Genomic DNA, 17,426 nt, shown 5'->3' on the forward strand with positions numbered 1-17,426 from the left:
GCTACGCGGTTGCGGGCGGTCCCTCGTGTTTGTCGAGGTAGATCTCCTGGAGGCGCGTGGTGAGGTAGTCGAAGGCCTCGTCGACGCTGTCGCAGAACTCGAAGAGATGCACGTCCTGCGGGCTGATGACGCCCCATTCGACGAGCGCGTCGAAGTTGATGATTTCCTTCCAGAAGGCGCTTCCGTAGAGGACGATGGGCATGACTTTGACGGCTTTTTGCGTCTGGACGAGGGTGAGGACCTCGAAGAGTTCGTCCATGGTGCCGAAGCCGCCCGGGAATACGATCAGGGCCTTGGCCAGGTAGACGAACCAGAATTTGCGCACGAAGAAGTAGTGGAACTCGAAGGCGAGTTCGGGGGTCTGGTAGGGGTTGCCGGCCTGCTCGAAGGGGAGGCTGATATTGAGGGCGACGGAGCGCCCGCCGGCCTGGTGGGCGCCTCGGTTGGCGGCTTCCATAATGCCGGGGCCGCCGCCCGAGCAGATCACGAATCGGTGGCCTTTTCGCGGGAGGCTTTCCGACCAGGCGGTGAGCCGTTCGGCCAGCTCGGCCGCGTCGCGGTAGTAGACCGAGTTCCGAAGATCGCGGCGTGCCCGCGCGAGGCGCTCGTCCATTTCGGGATCGGGCGCGGCGCCGGCCTCGGCTTCGAGGCGGGCCAATTCGGCCTGGGCGTCCTCCGGCGAACGGGTTCGCGCGGATCCGAAGAATACGATGGTGTCCTTCACGCGCAAGCGCCGAAAGCGGCTTTTCGGCTCGACGAATTCGCAGAGCACGCGGATGTTGCGCGCGTCGGGCGACGTCAGGAATTCCATGTTCTTGTAGGCTTTTTCGGGCTTGGACAACGTAAACTCCTTTGCAGGCGGTCGGGATAACGGGCCATTGGCGGCCAGGGCGCGCGAAAAGTTGCATCGCGGGCGTCCGGCGCCCCCTAATGTAGCGGTCCCGGCATGGTCAGCACAATACGGGAGCGGAGGACGCCTTGCAACCGCGCATGCAACACATCGGGGGTCGATGAAGTTCGAGAACCGCCAGGGACAGCGCATCTCCAACCGGTACGACCTCGGGCGCGTGCTGGGCTATGGGGGCATGGGGGCCGTTTACCTGGCGCACGACACGATCAAGCACCGAGACGTCGCACTCAAGATACTCCATGACAAGCACCGGGACCACGACTGGATTGTGGCGCGTTTTGCGCGCGAGGTGGAGGTGCTGCGCACGTTGTCGCACCCGAACGTGGTTGACCTTTACGACGCCGGGAAGGACGGGCGTCTCCTCTATTACACGATGGAGTACATCAAGGGGTATAACCTCCGGGAGTGGATGTTTCGGCACCGGCCCCTGGACTTCGGGTCGGCCGTGCACATCCTGTACCTCACGGCGCGCGGGCTGCAATATATCCACCAGCGGTACATTCACCGGGACATTGCCCCGGAGAACATCATGCTGAAGAAGGACGGGACGATAAAGATTATCGATTTTGGCCTGGCCCGGAAGAACCAGTGCGACGAGGGGCTGACGATTATCGGCACGAGCCTGGGGCGCACGGACTATAACGCGCCGGAGCAGGACCGGAACGCGGCGCTGGCGGATTACCGCGCGGATATCTACCCCCTGGGGGTGCTGCTCTATGAAATGCTGAAGGGCGAGCTGCCGCCTCGGGGTGCTTCGCCCCGCGAACTGGCGAAGAAGATGCCGAAGGGTTGCGGCGACTTTCTCGAGCGCACGCTGGCGGAGGACGCCTACGACCGCTACCCCGACGCACGCGCCGCAGGGGCCGCGCTCCTGGAAATCTACAAGCGACATTCGCGCGGTGGAACCGGGGAGACCCGGCTGACGACGGGGCGGGCGAAACAGGTCACGATCGGGCAGCGATTGCGGGATTGGCTGGCGCGGCTTGCCTTCTGGCGGCGGGGGCGCTGACGAGGACGGGGATCAGCGCTGGAGCGCGTGGAAATGGTGCGCCGCGCTCTCGCCAAGCCCCTGCAGGTGGTACCCCCCTTCCAGCAGCGACACGATCTTGCCGTCCGCCACGGGCCTCACAAGACGCGTCATTTCCCCAAACGTTTCGGATTCGAGCCGCTGGTTCGCCAGGGGATCCAGCCGGTGCGCGTCAAAGCCGCAGGAGATGATCAGGACGTCCGGCTGGAACCGGGCGAATTCCGGGAGGACCTCCTTTTCGATCGCCTCAATCCAGTCTTCCGGTCCCGAACCCGCCTGCATGGTGATGTTGAGGTTGGTGTCGTTCTTTCCGCGTTCCGTGGGGTGGCCGGTGCCGGGGTACAGGGGGTACTCGTGGATGCTGGCGTAGTAAATGGAGTCGTCGTTGTAGGTGATGTGCTGGGTGCCGTTCCCGTGGTGCACGTCCCAGTCGAATATCGCCACTTTGTTGACGCCCGCCTCGGCGCGGAGCCAGCGCGCGGCGATTGCGGCATTGTTGAACAGGCAGAAGCCCATCGCGCGGTTGCGCTCGGCGTGGTGTCCGGGCGGGCGCATCGCGACGAAGGCGTTGTCCGCCTCGCCCGCGAGCACCGCGCGGGCGGCCTCGATGGCGCCGCCGGCGGCGAGGAGGGCGGCGTCCCACGAGCCCGGGCCCATGACGGTGTCGGGGTCGTGGAAGTCTTCACCGCTGGCGCAGTGGCGCTGCACGAGGCCGATGTGTTCGTGCGAATGGCAGCGGGAGAGGTCGTCCAGCGTGGCGGGGACTTTTTTGAGGAGCAGGTCGGGTTTGAGTTGGGCGGCCTCCATGGCATGCAGGATGGCCTGCATGCGGGCCGGCGACTCCACGTGTCCCGGGCCGGTATCGTGTTTCTTCGCCTCGTCACATTGAAAAAAAGCGGTCTTTGCCATTATCTGCGCGTTCTTTCCGGTATACGCCGGCGCGCGAAGAGACGCGCCGGAAAATTGGCCCTGTTTCAGCCCCCCGAAGGGTGTATCGTAGCAATAAACGGGGTCGAGATGCGCGGCGGTGGGCGTTTTGGGGAAGTGTGTTCCGCGGGAGCGGAACGGTGGGCATTCCCATGGGGGACCGTGGGAACGAGTACTTGGTGGTGGACCGTGGGAACGAGGGGTTGGAGGGGACCGTGGGATGGCGATGAAGACGTGCTGCGCCGCGTTTTTTAGTCGTTCAGGGCCTGTCGGAACTGATCGAGGGGGGTGCGGGGCGGGGCTTCGAGGATTCGTTCCGCATCGGCCGCGCGGAGATGCTGGATCGTGGCATCGCGGTAGCCGAGGGCGGCCCAGTGCAGGGCGGACATTCCGCTGTCGTTGAAGCGACCGGGATCGGCGCCGCGTGCGAGCAACCGATCGATAAGGGCGTTGTTGCCTAGAAATGCCGCGAAATCGAGCGGGCGCACGGCGGCGCGGTCGGGCACGGCGCGCGCGAAGCGATCGCGCATGCGGTGGCGTCCGATGGTCTTTCCGAAGATGTCGGTGTAGTGAAAGGTGGGGTTTTCGCGGCGGTATTCGACCCAGTGGCCGGGCTGGTTCGGATCGGCGCCGTGATCGAGCAGCAGTTCGAGCAGGGCGGCGTCGTTGCGCCAGATGGCGTAGAAGAGGGGCGACATCGCATTGATATCGCCGGCGTTTGGATCGGCGCCGTTCGACAACAGCCAGCGCGCGCGATCGGCGTCGCCCTGGTGCGCCGCGCGGTGGAGGGCCGTGCCCTGGCGCACGGCGGAGCGCCAGTTCATGTGGGCGTTGATATCCGCCCCGTGCGCGAGCAGGAATTCGGCGAGTTCGCGGGTGTGCGCCCAGTGGAACGGGGTCGCCCGCGAGCCGTCGCGCACGTCCACGTCCGCGCCTCGCGCGAGCAATACCTTGGCCACCGCCGCGTTGTCCGCCAGGTGCAAGGGGGCGACGTGGCCCGGTGTGCTGGCGTCTGGCTCGGCTCCGGCATCGAGCAGGGCATCGAGCGCCGCCGCGTTGCCGAAGAGGGCGGCGAGATGGAGCGGGGCCATGCTCATCGGGCCCGGCGCGCCGATATCCGCGCCGCTGGCGAGCAAGGCCTGTATTGTTTTCGCGTCGCCCGAACCGAGGGCGGCCCAATGTATCGGGGCCGCGCCCTCTTCGGTGGCTGCGCGGGGATCGGCGCCCTTCGCGATGAGGTGATCCACGAGCGCGGCATCGCCGTGCAACGCGGCATAGTGGAGGGGCGTGGCGCCGGACGCATCGCGCCAGTGCAGCGGCGGGCGCGCGCCGAGCAGGCGCTCGCGCGCGGCCTCCGAATCGTGGGCGAGCGCACTGAAGAGGCGATCATCGCGCCCGAGCCACGCGGTGGCGGCCAGCGCGGCCAGCGCGGCAAGCGCGGCAAGCGCGGCAAGCGCGGCAAGCGCGGCGCCAATTAGGACGCTGCGCCGGGCGGTTGCGCGGGTGAGCCATGTGCGCCAGGGCAGCGGACGGACGACATCGGGAATCGGGGGATAGTCCGCGAGGCACTGCCCGTACCAATGGGGCTTGTGGAGCGCGCCCGCGGCAACGACCACGGCGCGGTCCCAGCAGAGCGCGGCGATAGCGCAGGGCAACAGGAAGGCGGCGGCCTGTACGTAGCGCGGGAGCGGCGGCTCGACGAGAATGACCAGCAGGAGCTTGAGGCCCCAGAACAGGAACGCGACGAAGAACACGACGGTTGCCGCGCGCGCGAATTGTGGCCGCGAGCCTTCTCCGAAGGCGCGGCGCTCCAGCGGCCAGGCGGCGAGCGAAAGCGCGGCCAACAGCGCGATACCCGCGAGTGAGGCGTGAGGACCCCAGCGGTAGCGCGCGTCGCCCAGGCCGCCGAGCAGCAGCTCGACCGTCCCGCGGGCGCCCTCGATGGCCGCCGCGACCAGCCACGCGCCGTAGAGGTCCGGGCGCGCGCGAAATACGTTCAGGCTGAGGCGGCTCATGGCGCGGTCCACCGCGATATTCTCCTGTGCGGCGCCGGCGAGGGGAAACTGCGCCTGCATGCTGCGGGCAATGCGGTTGACGTTGTTCGCGTACTGCTCGCTTGTCGCGCGCCAGTCGGTCGCCACCCCGCGCTCCGTCACATAGCGCGGCGTGGGCCAGGCCTCGCGCGCGCGGTACAGCACGCGGGCCAGGGGGCGGTCGGCCACGGGGATGGCCGCGATGGTCCGGGGCGACAGCATCTCCACCGAGATGCCGATGGTGTTCTGTCCGCCGAAGGAGACCAGCCCGAAATGCCCCACCAGGATGAGGCGCAGGAGGCTGAAGAGCAACAGGGGCAACGCGCAGGCGACGGCGGTCGCGGCGGCGTGACGCAGCCATTTGGCGGGATCGAGCGCGCCCCAGCGCCGCGTGTAGAGGAAGAACCACGAGACGGGAAGGAAGCCGACGAGGAACAGGAAGGCGGGCCGCGTCTGGTAGGCGAGAAAGACAGTGAGCGCGAGTCCGATATAGGCCGCGGCGCGTCGGGTCCCGGCGGCCCACAGCAGGAACCCGATGCCCGCGATTGCCAGGGCCTTCGCGGGCGTCTCGGGCATTACCACCTCCACGGGGACGACGTAAAACAAGGGTGAGACGGCCGCCAGGGCCGCGAGCCCGGACAGGCCGTAGGCCCGCAGCCCGCACCACAACACCAGGACGCAGGGAATCAGCAGCATCATGTGGAAGGTGGGGTACGATTCCAGCCCCCAGCCGTAGTGCGCCATCCAGGCGTGAAAGAGCGGGTAGCCCAGGGTGCGGGTGGAGCTCAGGGCCGCATTGAGGGAGTCGAGCGGGACATTGAAGTAGGCGTCCCCCAACCCCGGCAGAACGGGCGGAATGTGGAGGGCCTGACGGAAGACATACGCCGCCTGCGCGAAGAACAGGGATAGCGCCACATAATCGCCTCGTTTCATGTGGGGGTTCCCGGTGGGGGTTGGGCACGCGCGAACGCGCCGGAGTGTTTCGTGTGGCGGTAGGGCAGTATAGCGCCAGTGGACGGAAGGCGGCAAACAGGGCGGGGAACTGGAGCGGTAGCGGCCAGACGCTACTCGGGTTCCGGCAGCTTACCCGCCCGCTTCGCCAGTTTCTTTTCCTCCGACTTTACACGGCGCTCGAGCTTTTTGATGTCTTCCTCGGGCGGAAGTTCTTCGGGCTTGATGCCACGCTCCCCCAGCATGCCCCGCACGCTCTGATTATTCTGAACGTGCTCGCGCGTGATGTCGGGTTCACCGCGGAGATCGGCCTGGCGCACGTTGTGGTTGGTCATCTCCGTTGCGAGGTTTTTCGCAGCGATCGTGAGCGCCGGCAGAAAGTCCGCCAGGGGGCGCGATTCTATGACGCCATAGCGTTTCTTCATCGCCAGCGTCGTGTTACCGCCGAACAAGGCCTCGTCGCCTTTGGATCGAATCCGGCCGAATCCGGCATCATCAACACCCCGCTCGTAAATGTTCCGGGAGAGTTCCTTCTCCGATTCACGAAGCCGGTCGCGCGCCTCCAGCCGGGCCTGGAGGCGCATCCGGCCCTCGATCACCTCCTGCTTTCGCGTCTGCACCGCAAAGTAACTCTGGGCGAAGGCGATGGGCTCCTTCCGCGGGTCGCCGTTCTGCGCGATGAGATAACAGGCGTAGCGGGTCAGCATAAAGTCCTCAACTTCGCGCTGGCCACCCTTTCCAATTTGGATCATTTTCCTGACGCCAAGAAAATGGTCTGAAACCGCGTAACCCGCTGTCTCACAGGACGCTATGGCCCGGCGGATCGCCAACGAGAAGTTCTCCCATTTGGTGTACCCGAGCGGTTCCTGCAACTCCCGAGCGAACCAGAATTCGACCTCCTCACCCGGAACATCGTGCGCGATGGTGTCGAACTGCTGCTGCATGCGTTGTATGGCGTTTGAGTCCATGTGTGTGGCCTCCGAAGATTGTGATTGATGAGTTTTGCGCGGCTGGCAGCACTGAATATAACATCAGTTTTCTGGTTTGTAAACCCTCGCTTTCCTGAAACATGGATGCTGGGTTGATACATTAATCTCAATTCTCTTAGACTCTGTATTACTGCATCAGCGGCAACAGGGCTCGCAACGCAATCAATGACCTTAAGGGAAAATCGTATGGACGGCTCACCCGCAGTTCTCATAATTCTGCTATCTGTAACTACGGTGGGATTACTCGCCTTCGCGATCCATCACCGGGCGGAGCACGTCAGAATCCGAAACAGGTACAAGAATCTAATCGACGTGGATGCGCACCTTGCAAGCACGCAGGACAAGATCGCAGCGCTCCGAGAGAAGTATGGGAAAATGCGGCGCACCTACGATTTGCTGTCTCAGGAGGTCTCGCTGCTTGAAGAGAACCTCGAAGACATCTCTTTTGGCCTGTACAAGCCACACTACGATTTCGACACCTCCGAGAAGTACAAAGTACAACTGGACCAAGTTCGCGCGGAACAAAAAAGGGCTATCCGGGAAAAAGTTGCGGCGACGTGTTCGAAGGAATGGCGTGTCGGAGACAGCCTGGCGGATGGCCGGAAGATGGTAAACCGGATGACCAAATTGATGCTCCGCGCGTTCAATGGAGAGTGTGACTCTGCAGTCGCAAAGGTACGTTGGAATAATGTGGACCAGATGCTCACTCGGGTCGAAAAGGCGGCGGAAGCCATCAACACGTTGGGGGAATCGACGGCGATTACGATCTCGCCCCACTATGTGAACTTGAAGCTCCAAGAGATTCGCCTCACTCACGAGCATGAAGAAAAGCGGCAAGCGGAGAAAGAAGAGCAACGGCAAATCAAAGAGCAGATGCGGGAAGAGAAGAAAGTTCAACAGGAGCTGGAACGGGCGCGCGAAAAGGCCGAAAAGGAAGAAGCGGAGTACCAGAAAGCGCTAGACCGCGCGCGGAAGGAAATGGAATCTATGGTCGGGGAGGATCTGGAGCGAATGCGCGCTGAAATCGCCAAACTCGAGAGGCAATTGGATTCCGCGCACGAGATCAAAGAACGGGCTATTTCACAGGCGCAACTCACCCGCTCGGGGCACGTCTACGTCATTTCCAACATTGGCTCTTTCGGCGACACTGTCTTTAAGATTGGCATGACGCGGCGATTGGATCCTCTGGAGCGCGTCAATGAACTTGGCGATGCCTCCGTCCCATTCAAATTTGATGTGCATGCCATCATCTATTCGCAAGACGCGCCTAAACTCGAGAAAGGGCTTCACAAGCATTTTGAGGGCCGCCGGATAAACCTGGTGAACACACGACGCGAGTTCTTTCGCGCCCGAATTGACGAGATCGAAAAAGTCGTTCGTGCCCTTGGCGGCGATATCGAATTCACAAAGCTCGCTGAGGCGCGTGAGTACCGCGAGTCACTTGCCATTCGAAAAGCGAATAAGGAGGCTCGGGAGACCGAAGAGCAACTTCCCGAGAAGACACCAGCGTTTCCGGCGACGATTTAACTGAATTGCCCGGATTCCTTCGCCACCCCGTTATGGGTGTACGGGATTCGACTGGGCGGCCGGGGCGACCATGGGGCAACCCGCTTTCGCAGGTGCGTCTGCGAACTGTCTCTTATGCCGCCCCGCTGGGGCTCTACCGTTGGGACCAGGAAACCCAGGGCTACGTTATGTCGCCACTTCGTGCCTATGCGCCATCACCTCTTCTTGGCGGCGCCGCGAGGTGATGGGTGGTCTTTGCCGCGCCATTCGTGGCGAGGATTCTCCCTGGCGGCGGGCGGGGTATGGGTTATCTGCGCGGCGCGGGCCGGCAGGGATGCCGGCGCTCCATCGCGCGCGTCCTGATTGATCCGGGACTCCGCCCGGATTCGGGGTGGCGCCCATTGGTTTTGTCGCGGTTGGCGCGGGGTGGTTTGGGGCGGAGTATAGGTGGACTGGCGCGCGTTGTCGCGGAATGTCCGTGATCCTTTGCGCCTTCGGCGCTGAACACAGCCGGGACGGCTGTGCCACTTTCTTTCTGAGGTGGCTTTGGTTGGGTCGGAGGAACTTTTGGAGGTAGGCTTACTTTGTCGCGGACGTGTCCGCGATCCTTTGCGCCTTTCGGCGCTGAACACAGCCGGGACGGCTGTGCCACTTTCTTTTTGAGGTGGCTTTGGTTGGGTCGGAGGAATTTTCTGGAGGTGGGCTTACTTTGTCGCGGACAGGAATGTCCGCGATCCTTGCGCCTTCGGCGTTTGGACAGCCGGGACGGCTATTCCGCCTGCGGCGGACTTTCAGCCTACTTTGGCGCCTTCGGCGCGGTGCGGACGGGCCGCCCACCACGGCGCGTCTTCGACCCTCGCTCCCATTGGTCAGCGTTTTTATTGTGTCGTTGGGTGATGTGGATGGGGGCGCCGCGCTTTCGCCGTGTACCCTCCCGGCCCTTCGTGTATGGCGCCCGAGGAAGGGGCCCGCGAGGATCAATTCGGGGCGACGATCCCTTACGCCAGCATCTCGCGGCGACGATCCCCTACGCCAGCATCTTGCGGCGTCGGTCGTTTATGCCAGCACCTCGTTCACTACATTGCCGAACACGTCGGTGAGGCGGAAGGCGCGGCCCTGGAAGTCGTAGGTGAGGCGTTCGTGGTCGATGCCGAGTAGGTGGAGGAGGGTGGCGTGGAAGTCGTGGACGTGGACGCCGTTTTCGGCGATGTTGTAGCCGAGTTCGTCGGTGGCTCCCCAGGTCATGCCGGGTTTGACGCCGCCGCCGGCCATCCACATGGTGAAGCAGCGGGGGTGGTGATCGCGGCCGTAGTCGGTGGCGGTGAGCTGGCCCTGGGAGTAGTTGGTGCGGCCGAATTCGCCGCCCCAGATGACGAGGGTGTCTTCGAGCATGCCGCGCTGCTTGAGATCGGTGATGAGCGCGGCGGAGCCCTGGTCGGTCTTTTGCGTCATGTCTTTCATGCCGCCGGGGATGTTGCCGTGGTGGTCCCAGCCCTGGTGGTAGAGCTGGATAAACCGCACGCCCCGCTCCGCCAGCCGCCGCGCGAGCAGGCAGTTGGCGGCGTAGCTGCCGGGTTTATGCACGTCCTCGCCGTAGAGGTCGAGCACGTGTTTGGGCTCGTCGCCGAGGTCGGTTACTTCCGGAATGGACTGCTGCATGCGGAAGGCCATCTCATACTGCGCGATCCGCGCCTCCAGCGCCGGGTCGCTGTGTTGCTGTAGCTTGTGGTGGTGCAATTCGTTGACGGCGTCGAGGAGCTTGCGGCGGCTTTCACGGCTGACGCCCTCGGGGTTGTCGAGGTAGAGCACGGCGTCCTTGCCGGAACGGAATCGTACGCCCTGGTGTGCCGCCGGGAGGAAGCCGCTGCCCCAGAGGCGCGCATAGAGGGGCTGGCCGCCCTGGTCCTTCGTAATCAGCACGACAAAGGCGGGGAGGTTCTCGTTTTCCGAGCCGAGGCCGTAGCTGAGCCAGGCGCCGATGCTGGGGCGGCCGGAGAGCTGGGAGCCGGTCTGGAGGAAGGTGATGGCCGGGTCGTGGTTGATGGCTTCGGTGTGGAGGGATTTGATGAAGCACAGATCATCGACGACTTTCGCGGTGTGCGGCAGGAGTTCGCTGACCCATGCGCCGCTCTGGCCGTGCTGCGCAAACTTGAAGATGGAACCCGCCATGGGCAGGGAAGCCTGGTTGGCGGACATCCCGGTGAGGCGCTGGCCGCCGCGGACGGAATCGGGCAGTTCCTCGCCGTTTCGCGCGACGAGGGCGGGCTTGTAGTCGAAGGTTTCGAGTTGCGAGGGCCCGCCGCTCTGGAAGAGGTAGATGACGCGTTTGGCCTTGGGCGCGAAATGCGGCGCAGCGAGCGCGGAGGGCCGCTTCACGGCGGCGGCCGCGCCGTCCTGGTGGAGCAGGTGGCCGAGGGCCATGGCGCCGAGGCCCATGCCGAATTTGCCGAGGGCTTCGCGGCGCGTCATTCCCACGAGCGGGTGGGGGCCGGTGCATTGTGGGCAGGGCGTCTTCATTGTTTTACCTGAAACTCCTCGTGGTTCATGATCGCCTGGGCCACGGCGGTGGCGGCCGCCAGGCGGGCCGGATCCGCGCCTTCGGGGGCGGGCTTCTCGCCGGTGCTGATGTAGGCTCTTGCGCCGTCCGGTTCCGCCGCGAAAAGGGCTTCCTGCTCCGCGAAGGCGCGCGTGAGGATCTCCAGCTCCACGGAATCGGGGACGCGGCTGGTGAGGCGCCGGAACATCGCGCGGATCGCCTCTTCCGTATTCGCGCCGGCGAGGACGTCCGCCGCCAGCACGCGCGCAGCCTCGATATACTGCGGGTCATTCAAGAGCACCAATGCCTGCATGGGCGTCACCGTGGTCTCGCGCCGCATGACGCAGACCTCCCGGTTCGTCGCGTTGAAGGCCAGGAGCGAGGGCGGCGGCATGGTGCGTTTGATGAAGGTGTACATGCTGCGGCGGTACAGGCCGTCGCCGGTGTCCGGGGTGTAGGAGGCGCTGCTCACCTCGCGCCAGAGCCCATCGGGCTGGTAGGGCTTCGCGCTCGGCCCGCCGGCCTTCGCCACCAGCAGCCCGGAACTCGCCAGGGCGTGATCGCGGATCTGCTCGGCGGAAAGCCGGTGCCGGGGGCCCCGCGCGAGGAGCGTGTTTTCCGGATCCCGGTCCCGCAGTGTTTCATCGGCGCGGGAATCCTGCCGGTAGGCGGCGGACATGACGATCCGCTTGAGCATCGCGCGCGTGTCCCAGCCGGATTCGCGGTATTCGACGGCCAGGTAGTCCAGCAGCTCCGGGTGGCTCGGGAGGGCTCCCTGGACGCCAAAGTCCTCCTGGGTCTTTACGAGGCCCTGCCCGAAGCATTGCGTCCACAGGCGGTTCACGGCGACGCGCGCGGCCAGGGGGTTGTCCGGATCGAAGAGCCAACCGGCCAGGCCCAATCGGTTGCGCGGGAGATCGCCGTCCATCGGCAGGATGGCTTCCGGGGTCGCGGGGCGCACCTCCTCCCCGCGGAGGTGGTATTCGCCGCGCTCCAGGAAATAGGCCGGGCGGACCTCCGCCATCTCCTCCATGATCATGATTTCCTGGACGCCCGCGATGAATTCCTGCTCGGCCTGGCGCGCCTGCTGGAGCGTGGCGAGGGCTTCCCGGTAGGGCGTGTCGATGGCGTGCAGGTAGTATTCCCGAAGCGCGGCGTCCGGGGCGTCCGCCCCAGCGCGGTGATCGGCCTCCGCCACGATGTTTGAGCGCCCGGCCACGTGGGCGACTTCCAGGGGCGTCAGGCGGCGGTTGAAGGCCTGGAACGCGTCGATCTGCCCGCCCTTGAAGCCATTGTCGCGGAATCGTTTCGCGAGCTGGAGCGGCGGCTTGACCGTCTCGCCCTCGTAGAGCAGCGTTTCCTTGAGGTTGTCGCGCACCACGTCCAGCGCGATCGGTTCACCGTTGATGTAGATGGCAACGCCCGCCGCGCGCGAGCTGCCGTCGTAGGTGATGGCGCAATGGGTCCAAACCTGTTCCGGCAGCGGCTCAAGCGCCTGGACCTGGATGGCGTTACCGGGCCAGAAGTGGCAGAGGCTGAAGGTGGGCTTTCCGTCCAGCAGCATGAACTCGTAGCCGCGGTTCGCCGCGTCCTCCGCCGCCATGCTCCGGTGGAACACCACGTAGCGGGGGGCGTGCCGGGGTGTCTTCAGCCACAGCGAGAATGAGAGGGGCTGGTGGCGATCGAAGGCCGCCGCGATATCCTCCAGGTCCACGCCGTTGTCGCCGTTGAAGCGGAGCGCCTGGCCTTCCGGTCCGGCGACGGGCTCCGGCCCCAGGGAGAGGGTCGCCTGGGTCTCCGCGTTCGCGGCGTTCGGCGTCTTGCCCTCGGCGATGGCATCCAGCGGGAGATCAATCACCGGCGCGGGCGCGGGCGCGTCGCGATTTGGGTCGGCCCGCCAGGCCGCCAGGCGATCCTCCGCCGCGACGGCGGCGGGTTCCAGCGCCGCCTCCCGCTCCTCGATAGCGGCGAGCAGGGCGTCGTGGCGCTCTTTTTCGCCGTCCGCGTACACATGCATGCTCGGGGAGGGGATGACGTTCGTGAAGTGGGAATACATACCCGATTCGTCAATATTGCTGAAGAAGGCGGAGAGTTCGTAGTAGTTCCGCTGCGAGATCGGGTCGTACTTGTGATCGTGGCACTTCGCGCAATTCATTGTCATGCCGAGAAAGGCTGTCGCGAAGGTCTCCATGCGATCCGACACGTAGGCCACCCGGAACTCCTCCAGCACGCTGCCGCCCTCGTTCGTCTGCCGGTGCAGGCGGTTGAAGGCCGTCGCCAGGCGCTGGTCCTGGGTCGGATTCGGGAGCAGGTCGCCCGCAATCTGCCACCGCGCGAAGGCATCGAAGGGCATGTTGTCGGCGTAGGCCCGGATTACCCAGTCGCGCCAGGGCCAGACCGAGGTTTCCTTGTCGTTCTGGTAGCCGTAGGTGTCCGCGTAGCGGGCGACATCCATCCAACGGGCGGCCATGTGCTCCGCATACGCCGGGCGGTTCAGATAGCTATCGACCATGCGTTCGTAGGCGTCCGGCGCGGTGTCCGCGAGAAAGGCGTCGATTTCTTCCAGTGTGGGCGGGAGCCCGGTCAGGTCCAGGGCTACGCGCCGGATCAGCGTCTCCTTCGGGGCTTCCGGCGCGGGCGAAAGGCCCTCCTCGGCGAGCCGCGCGCGGATAAAGGCGTCGATTGCCGTCGGCGCGCCCGGAGCCTGGGGCATGTCGGGAGGTGACGGGGTCTGGAAGGCCCAGTGCGGCTCGTAGGCGGCGCCTTCGGCGATCCAGCGGCGGAGCGTGTCCTTCTGCGCGTCCGTCAGCCCCAGTTTCGACTCGGGCGGCGGCATGAGGTCGTTCGCGTCGTCCGCAAAGATGCGGGCGACCAGCGCGCTGGCATCCGGGTCGCCGGGGACAATGGCGCGCTCGGCCAGCGCGGCATCGCGATCGTCGAGGCGGAGGCCCGCCTTCCGCGCGGCGGAGTCCGGCCCGTGGCAGTTGAAGCAGTTGCGCGAGAGAATGGGGCGGATGTCGCGGTTGTATTCGAGCGGATCGGCGCTTGTGGGCGGCGCGCCTCCTCCCCAGATTGCGGCCATGGCGAGAAGGCATCGAAAGATCGGGATCCGCCGGAAACGGTTATGCGGCATAACGGGAACTTCCATGAATAGGCCGGTGCACTGCGCCCGGTTCGACCACCTCATAGTCTACCGCGCGCGGGCGGGAATGACAAACTTACCGGACATGGAAATTGGGTGCGATGCGGGCCTGCTTTGCCGCGCACGGGAACGTCCGCGCCTAGCGCGCCGTTGGCGCGGTGGACAGCCGGGACGGCTATCCTACATTTGCGCCGCCGGCGCGATGCGGGCGGGCCGCCCGCGCTCCCATTGGTCTGCGCTTCGTGATCGCGACGCGCGGCGGGTTTACATGGTACTATTGCGGCTATTCCCAAATGGGCGCGGTTCCGATGCGAGGGCGGGGTTTGCCCGCCGCGAGTCGCTGGTTGGGGCCAACCCGACCGCGCCCGCCGAAACGACATGGAGGAATCCCGCATGCCCGATCCGCTTACCGATACCTCGCGCCTTTGCGTGCACACGATGACGACGAAGCCGCTGGACCTGAAGTCCGCGATTCCGGCCTATGAAGAGGCGGGTGTGGCGGGGATCACGGTCTGGCGCGATCATATTGAGCCGTACGGCGCGAAGGAAGCGGGCAAAATGCTGCGCGACTCCGGCCTGAAGGTGGTGAGCCTGTGCCGGGGCGGTTTTTTCCCGGCGACGGCGGGGATGGCGCGGGAGCAGGCGCGGACGGATAACCGGAAGATCATCGATGAAGCGGCGGAGATCGGCGCGCCGGTGCTGGTGCTGGTGTGCGGTGCGGTTCCGGAGCTGGATTTGCAGACCCAGCGGCAACAGATCGCGGAGGCGATCCACTCGCTCATCCCGCACGCGAAGGCGGCGGGGGTCCGGTTGGCGATCGAGCCGCTGCACCCGATGTACGCGGCGGACCGATCGGCGATCAACACGATGGACCAGGCGAACAACATCATCCTGGCGCTGGACAGCGAGCAGGTGGGCATCGCGATCGACGTGTACCACGTGTGGTGGGATCACTTCCTGAAGGCGGAAATCGAGCGCGCGACGGGGACGATATTCGCGTTTCACGTTTGCGACTGGCGCGTGCCGACGCGGGACCTGCTGACGGATCGCGCGATGATGGGCGATGGGTGCATCCGCATTAACGATATCCGGGGCTGGGTGGAGAAGGCGGGCTTCCGCGGCTTCATCGAGGTGGAGATCTTTTCGGAGGATCTATGGGCGATGGACCAGCAGCGGCTGCTCAAGCGGATCAAGAACGCCTACCTCAAGCACGTGTAGCCGCGCGAATCGGCGGCGCTCACAGGATGCTGCTGATGAGGAGGCTCAGAAACGCGATCAGTTCGGTGACGAAGTTCAGGACGAAGAAGAAGGTGTCCCGGACGAGGAGGTACACGGCGACCAGCAGGCTCATACGCAACTCCGGCCGCATCGCGCGGCCTTTTTTGTGGAAGGTAGCGGCATCTCGGAACGGCATGCTACGATGCAGGGCCTGTTCCGGCGCAGAGTATAGCAAAAACACGATCAGGAGTCCCCTCCATGAGTCAGGCGAAGTTTGAGACCCTGAAGGCCCGGCTGGGCGAAATCAGCGATATCAACAGCGCGATCTCGCTGCTGCACTGGGACCAGGAGGTCTACATGCCGCCAAAGGCGGCGTCGGGGCGTGGGCAGCAGCTGGCGACGCTTTCGGGGCTGGCGCACCGGCTCTTTACGAACCCGGAAATCGGCGGGCTGATTCTGGACCTGCAGAACGATGGCGACCTCGAAGCGGACGACGCCAAGCTGCTGTCGGAAGCGGCGCACGACTACAACCACGCGATGAAGCTGCCGGAGGCGTTTGTCCAGAAGTTTGCAATCGCGCGGGCGGAGGCCTTCGAGGCGTGGACGAAGGCGCGGAAGGAATCGGATTTCGCGCAGTTTCAGCCGCATCTCCAACGCATCCTCGATATGATGCTGGAGAAGGCGGAATACCTGGGCTACAAGGGGTCGCCGTACAACGCGCTGCTGGACGAGTATGAGCGCGGAATGACGGCGGAGTACCTGAAGACGCTATTCGGGGACCTGGCCCCGCGCCAGCAGGACTTTGTGCAGCGGCTGGTGAACGCGCCGGGCCAGCCGGACCTGTCGTGGCTGAAGCAGGAGTGGGATCCGGCGGCGCAGTGGGACTTCGGCATCGGAATCCTGAAGGAAATGGGCTACGACTTCGAGGCGGGCCGCCAGGATAAGTCGGTGCACCCGTTCAGCATCAACTTCGACACGACGGACGTACGTATCACGACGCGGATCGATCCGAAGGATCTGTTTTCGGGGCTGATGGGTTCGATCCACGAGGGCGGCCATGCGCTCTACGAACAGGGCTTCCTGGAGAAGGACCGCCGGACGGTGCTGGGGCAGGCGATTTCGCTCGGGATCCACGAATCGCAGTCGTTGCTTTGGGAAAACATCATCGGGCGGAGCCTGGCCTTCTGGCGGCGTCACACAGCCGCGCTGATGGAGGCGTATCCGGGGCAGCTCGACGGGCGCACGCCTGCGGAGATCTACCGCGCGGTGAACCACGTTACGCCGAGCTTTATCCGGGTCGAAGCGGATGAGTGCACGTATAATCTGCATGTGATAGTGCGATTTGAAATCGAGCTGGCGCTGGTAGAGGGGGATTTGAAGGTGGCGGATGTGCCGGAAGCCTGGAACGCGAAGATGAAGCAGTACCTGGGGCTGGATGTGCCCAATGACGCGCTCGGGTGCCTTCAGGACATCCACTGGTCGCACGGGAGCATCGGGTATTTCCCGACGTATGCACTGGGGAATCTCTATAGCGCGCAGATATTCGAAGCGGCGGAGCGGGCGCTGCCGGACCTGTGGGCGCAGGTGGAGGCGGGCGATTTCGCGCCGCTGCTCGGCTGGCTGCGAAAAAACATCCACGAGGTTGGGCGGCGGAAAACGGCGGTGGAGCTGATCACCGACGTGACGGGGCAGCCGCCGAGCGCGGATCCGTTCATGCGCTACCTGGAGAAGAAGTATTTGCCGCTGTACGGGCTGGCGTAGGGATAGGAATGCTTGAATTAGGGCGCATTTTTTGACCACGAATAAACACCAATACACACGAATGCATTGGGAGCGGCTGCGGCCCGTGATCCGGAGTTTTGACCACGGATTACACTGATGACACAGCGCAGCCGCTGGCCGCAACCGAGGGAATGATCACCACGAAGGGCACAGCGCAGCCGCTGGCCGCAACCGAATAGATTTGAACCGCGAATGAACACGAATGAACGCGAATTGTATGGTGGTTCAAGGCGCCAGTGATGAATGTAGTGGACTCGGGTTTCCCGCTCTTCCGGCCCGAAGGGCCAATGCAGCTTCGAGCCCTGGGCAACGCCCAGGGGAAGCGTGGTGTAGTTTTTATTCGCCCTGAAAGGGCAGCGCAGTTCAGCGTAGGAGCATGAACTGCGCCGCCCTTTCAGGGCTTAC

At 64.6% G+C, this 17,426-nt stretch carries 10 protein-coding genes; 4 read left to right on the forward strand and 6 right to left on the reverse strand.

What is annotated here, in order from left to right; genetic code table 11:
- Position 1: 1 nt before the first annotated feature.
- Positions 2-811 carry a TIGR00730 family Rossman fold protein gene (locus KF886_15740; protein MBX3178806.1) on the reverse strand — a complete coding sequence of 270 codons (810 nt, stop codon included), beginning with the start codon at positions 809-811 and terminating at the stop codon, positions 2-4.
- Between the two features lie 199 nt (positions 812-1,010).
- On the opposite strand from KF886_15740, the gene KF886_15745 reads away from it, so the two are divergent.
- A complete protein-coding gene (locus KF886_15745; protein MBX3178807.1) occupies positions 1,011-1,919 on the forward strand; it encodes a serine/threonine protein kinase in 909 nt (302 codons plus the stop codon).
- A gap of 12 nt (positions 1,920-1,931) precedes the next feature.
- On the opposite strand, the gene KF886_15750 is transcribed toward KF886_15745, so the two are convergent.
- The 3 genes from KF886_15750 to dinD all read right to left on the reverse strand — a co-directional run bounded on the left by KF886_15750 (position 1,932) and on the right by dinD (position 6,816).
- Positions 1,932-2,846, reverse strand: a complete 915-nt coding sequence (locus KF886_15750) for a histone deacetylase (protein ID MBX3178808.1) — start codon at positions 2,844-2,846, stop codon at positions 1,932-1,934.
- Between the two features lie 269 nt (positions 2,847-3,115).
- Positions 3,116-5,830, reverse strand: coding sequence for an ankyrin repeat domain-containing protein (locus tag KF886_15755; protein ID MBX3178809.1), 2,715 nt, complete (start codon positions 5,828-5,830; stop codon positions 3,116-3,118).
- A gap of 131 nt (positions 5,831-5,961) precedes the next feature.
- A complete protein-coding gene (gene dinD / locus KF886_15760; GenBank protein MBX3178810.1) occupies positions 5,962-6,816 on the reverse strand; it encodes a DNA damage-inducible protein D in 855 nt (284 codons plus the stop codon).
- Positions 6,817-7,023: 207 nt separating this feature from the next.
- Between dinD and KF886_15765 the strand changes: the two genes are divergently transcribed.
- Positions 7,024-8,364 (forward strand): DUF4041 domain-containing protein, encoded by a 1,341-nt coding sequence (locus KF886_15765; protein ID MBX3178811.1) that lies wholly within the window; start codon positions 7,024-7,026, stop codon positions 8,362-8,364.
- Between the two features lie 1,035 nt (positions 8,365-9,399).
- Here the strand turns inward: KF886_15765 and KF886_15770 are convergent.
- Both KF886_15770 and KF886_15775 read right to left on the reverse strand, forming a co-directional pair.
- On the reverse strand, positions 9,400-10,812 hold the full coding sequence (locus tag KF886_15770; protein ID MBX3178812.1) for a DUF1501 domain-containing protein: 1,413 nt from the start codon (positions 10,810-10,812) through the stop codon (positions 9,400-9,402).
- A gap of 44 nt (positions 10,813-10,856) precedes the next feature.
- Positions 10,857-14,012 (reverse strand): DUF1553 domain-containing protein, encoded by a 3,156-nt coding sequence (locus KF886_15775; protein ID MBX3178813.1) that lies wholly within the window; start codon positions 14,010-14,012, stop codon positions 10,857-10,859.
- A gap of 402 nt (positions 14,013-14,414) precedes the next feature.
- Here KF886_15775 and KF886_15780 point away from each other — a divergent pair, with 402 nt between their 5' ends.
- Together KF886_15780 and KF886_15785 are read left to right on the forward strand one after the other, a co-directional pair.
- Positions 14,415-15,239, forward strand: a complete 825-nt coding sequence (locus tag KF886_15780) for a sugar phosphate isomerase/epimerase (protein MBX3178814.1) — start codon at positions 14,415-14,417, stop codon at positions 15,237-15,239.
- 258 nt (positions 15,240-15,497) lie between these two features.
- A complete protein-coding gene (locus KF886_15785) occupies positions 15,498-17,000 on the forward strand; it encodes a carboxypeptidase M32 (GenBank protein MBX3178815.1) in 1,503 nt (500 codons plus the stop codon).
- Positions 17,001-17,426: the final 426 nt, after the last annotated feature.

Source organism: Candidatus Hydrogenedentota bacterium (assembly GCA_019637335.1).
GTDB lineage: Bacteria > Hydrogenedentota > Hydrogenedentia > Hydrogenedentales > JAEUWI01 > JAEUWI01.

What these genes read in the sequence shown, in the direction of transcription:
- KF886_15740 (MBX3178806.1), bottom strand. Translation starts at nt 811, where the DNA reads ATGGAATTCCTGACGTCGCCCGACGCGCGCAACATCCGCGTGCTCTGC.
- KF886_15745 (MBX3178807.1), top strand. Translation starts at nt 1,011, where the DNA reads ATGAAGTTCGAGAACCGCCAGGGACAGCGCATCTCCAACCGGTACGAC.
- KF886_15750 (MBX3178808.1), bottom strand. Translation starts at nt 2,846, where the DNA reads ATGGCAAAGACCGCTTTTTTTCAATGTGACGAGGCGAAGAAACACGAT.
- KF886_15755 (MBX3178809.1), bottom strand. Translation starts at nt 5,830, where the DNA reads ATGAAACGAGGCGATTATGTGGCGCTATCCCTGTTCTTCGCGCAGGCG.
- dinD (MBX3178810.1), bottom strand. Translation starts at nt 6,816, where the DNA reads ATGGACTCAAACGCCATACAACGCATGCAGCAGCAGTTCGACACCATC.
- KF886_15765 (MBX3178811.1), top strand. Translation starts at nt 7,024, where the DNA reads ATGGACGGCTCACCCGCAGTTCTCATAATTCTGCTATCTGTAACTACG.
- KF886_15770 (MBX3178812.1), bottom strand. Translation starts at nt 10,812, where the DNA reads ATGACGCGCCGCGAAGCCCTCGGCAAATTCGGCATGGGCCTCGGCGCC.
- KF886_15775 (MBX3178813.1), bottom strand. Translation starts at nt 14,012, where the DNA reads ATGCCGCATAACCGTTTCCGGCGGATCCCGATCTTTCGATGCCTTCTC.
- KF886_15780 (MBX3178814.1), top strand. Translation starts at nt 14,415, where the DNA reads ATGCCCGATCCGCTTACCGATACCTCGCGCCTTTGCGTGCACACGATG.
- KF886_15785 (MBX3178815.1), top strand. Translation starts at nt 15,498, where the DNA reads ATGAGTCAGGCGAAGTTTGAGACCCTGAAGGCCCGGCTGGGCGAAATC.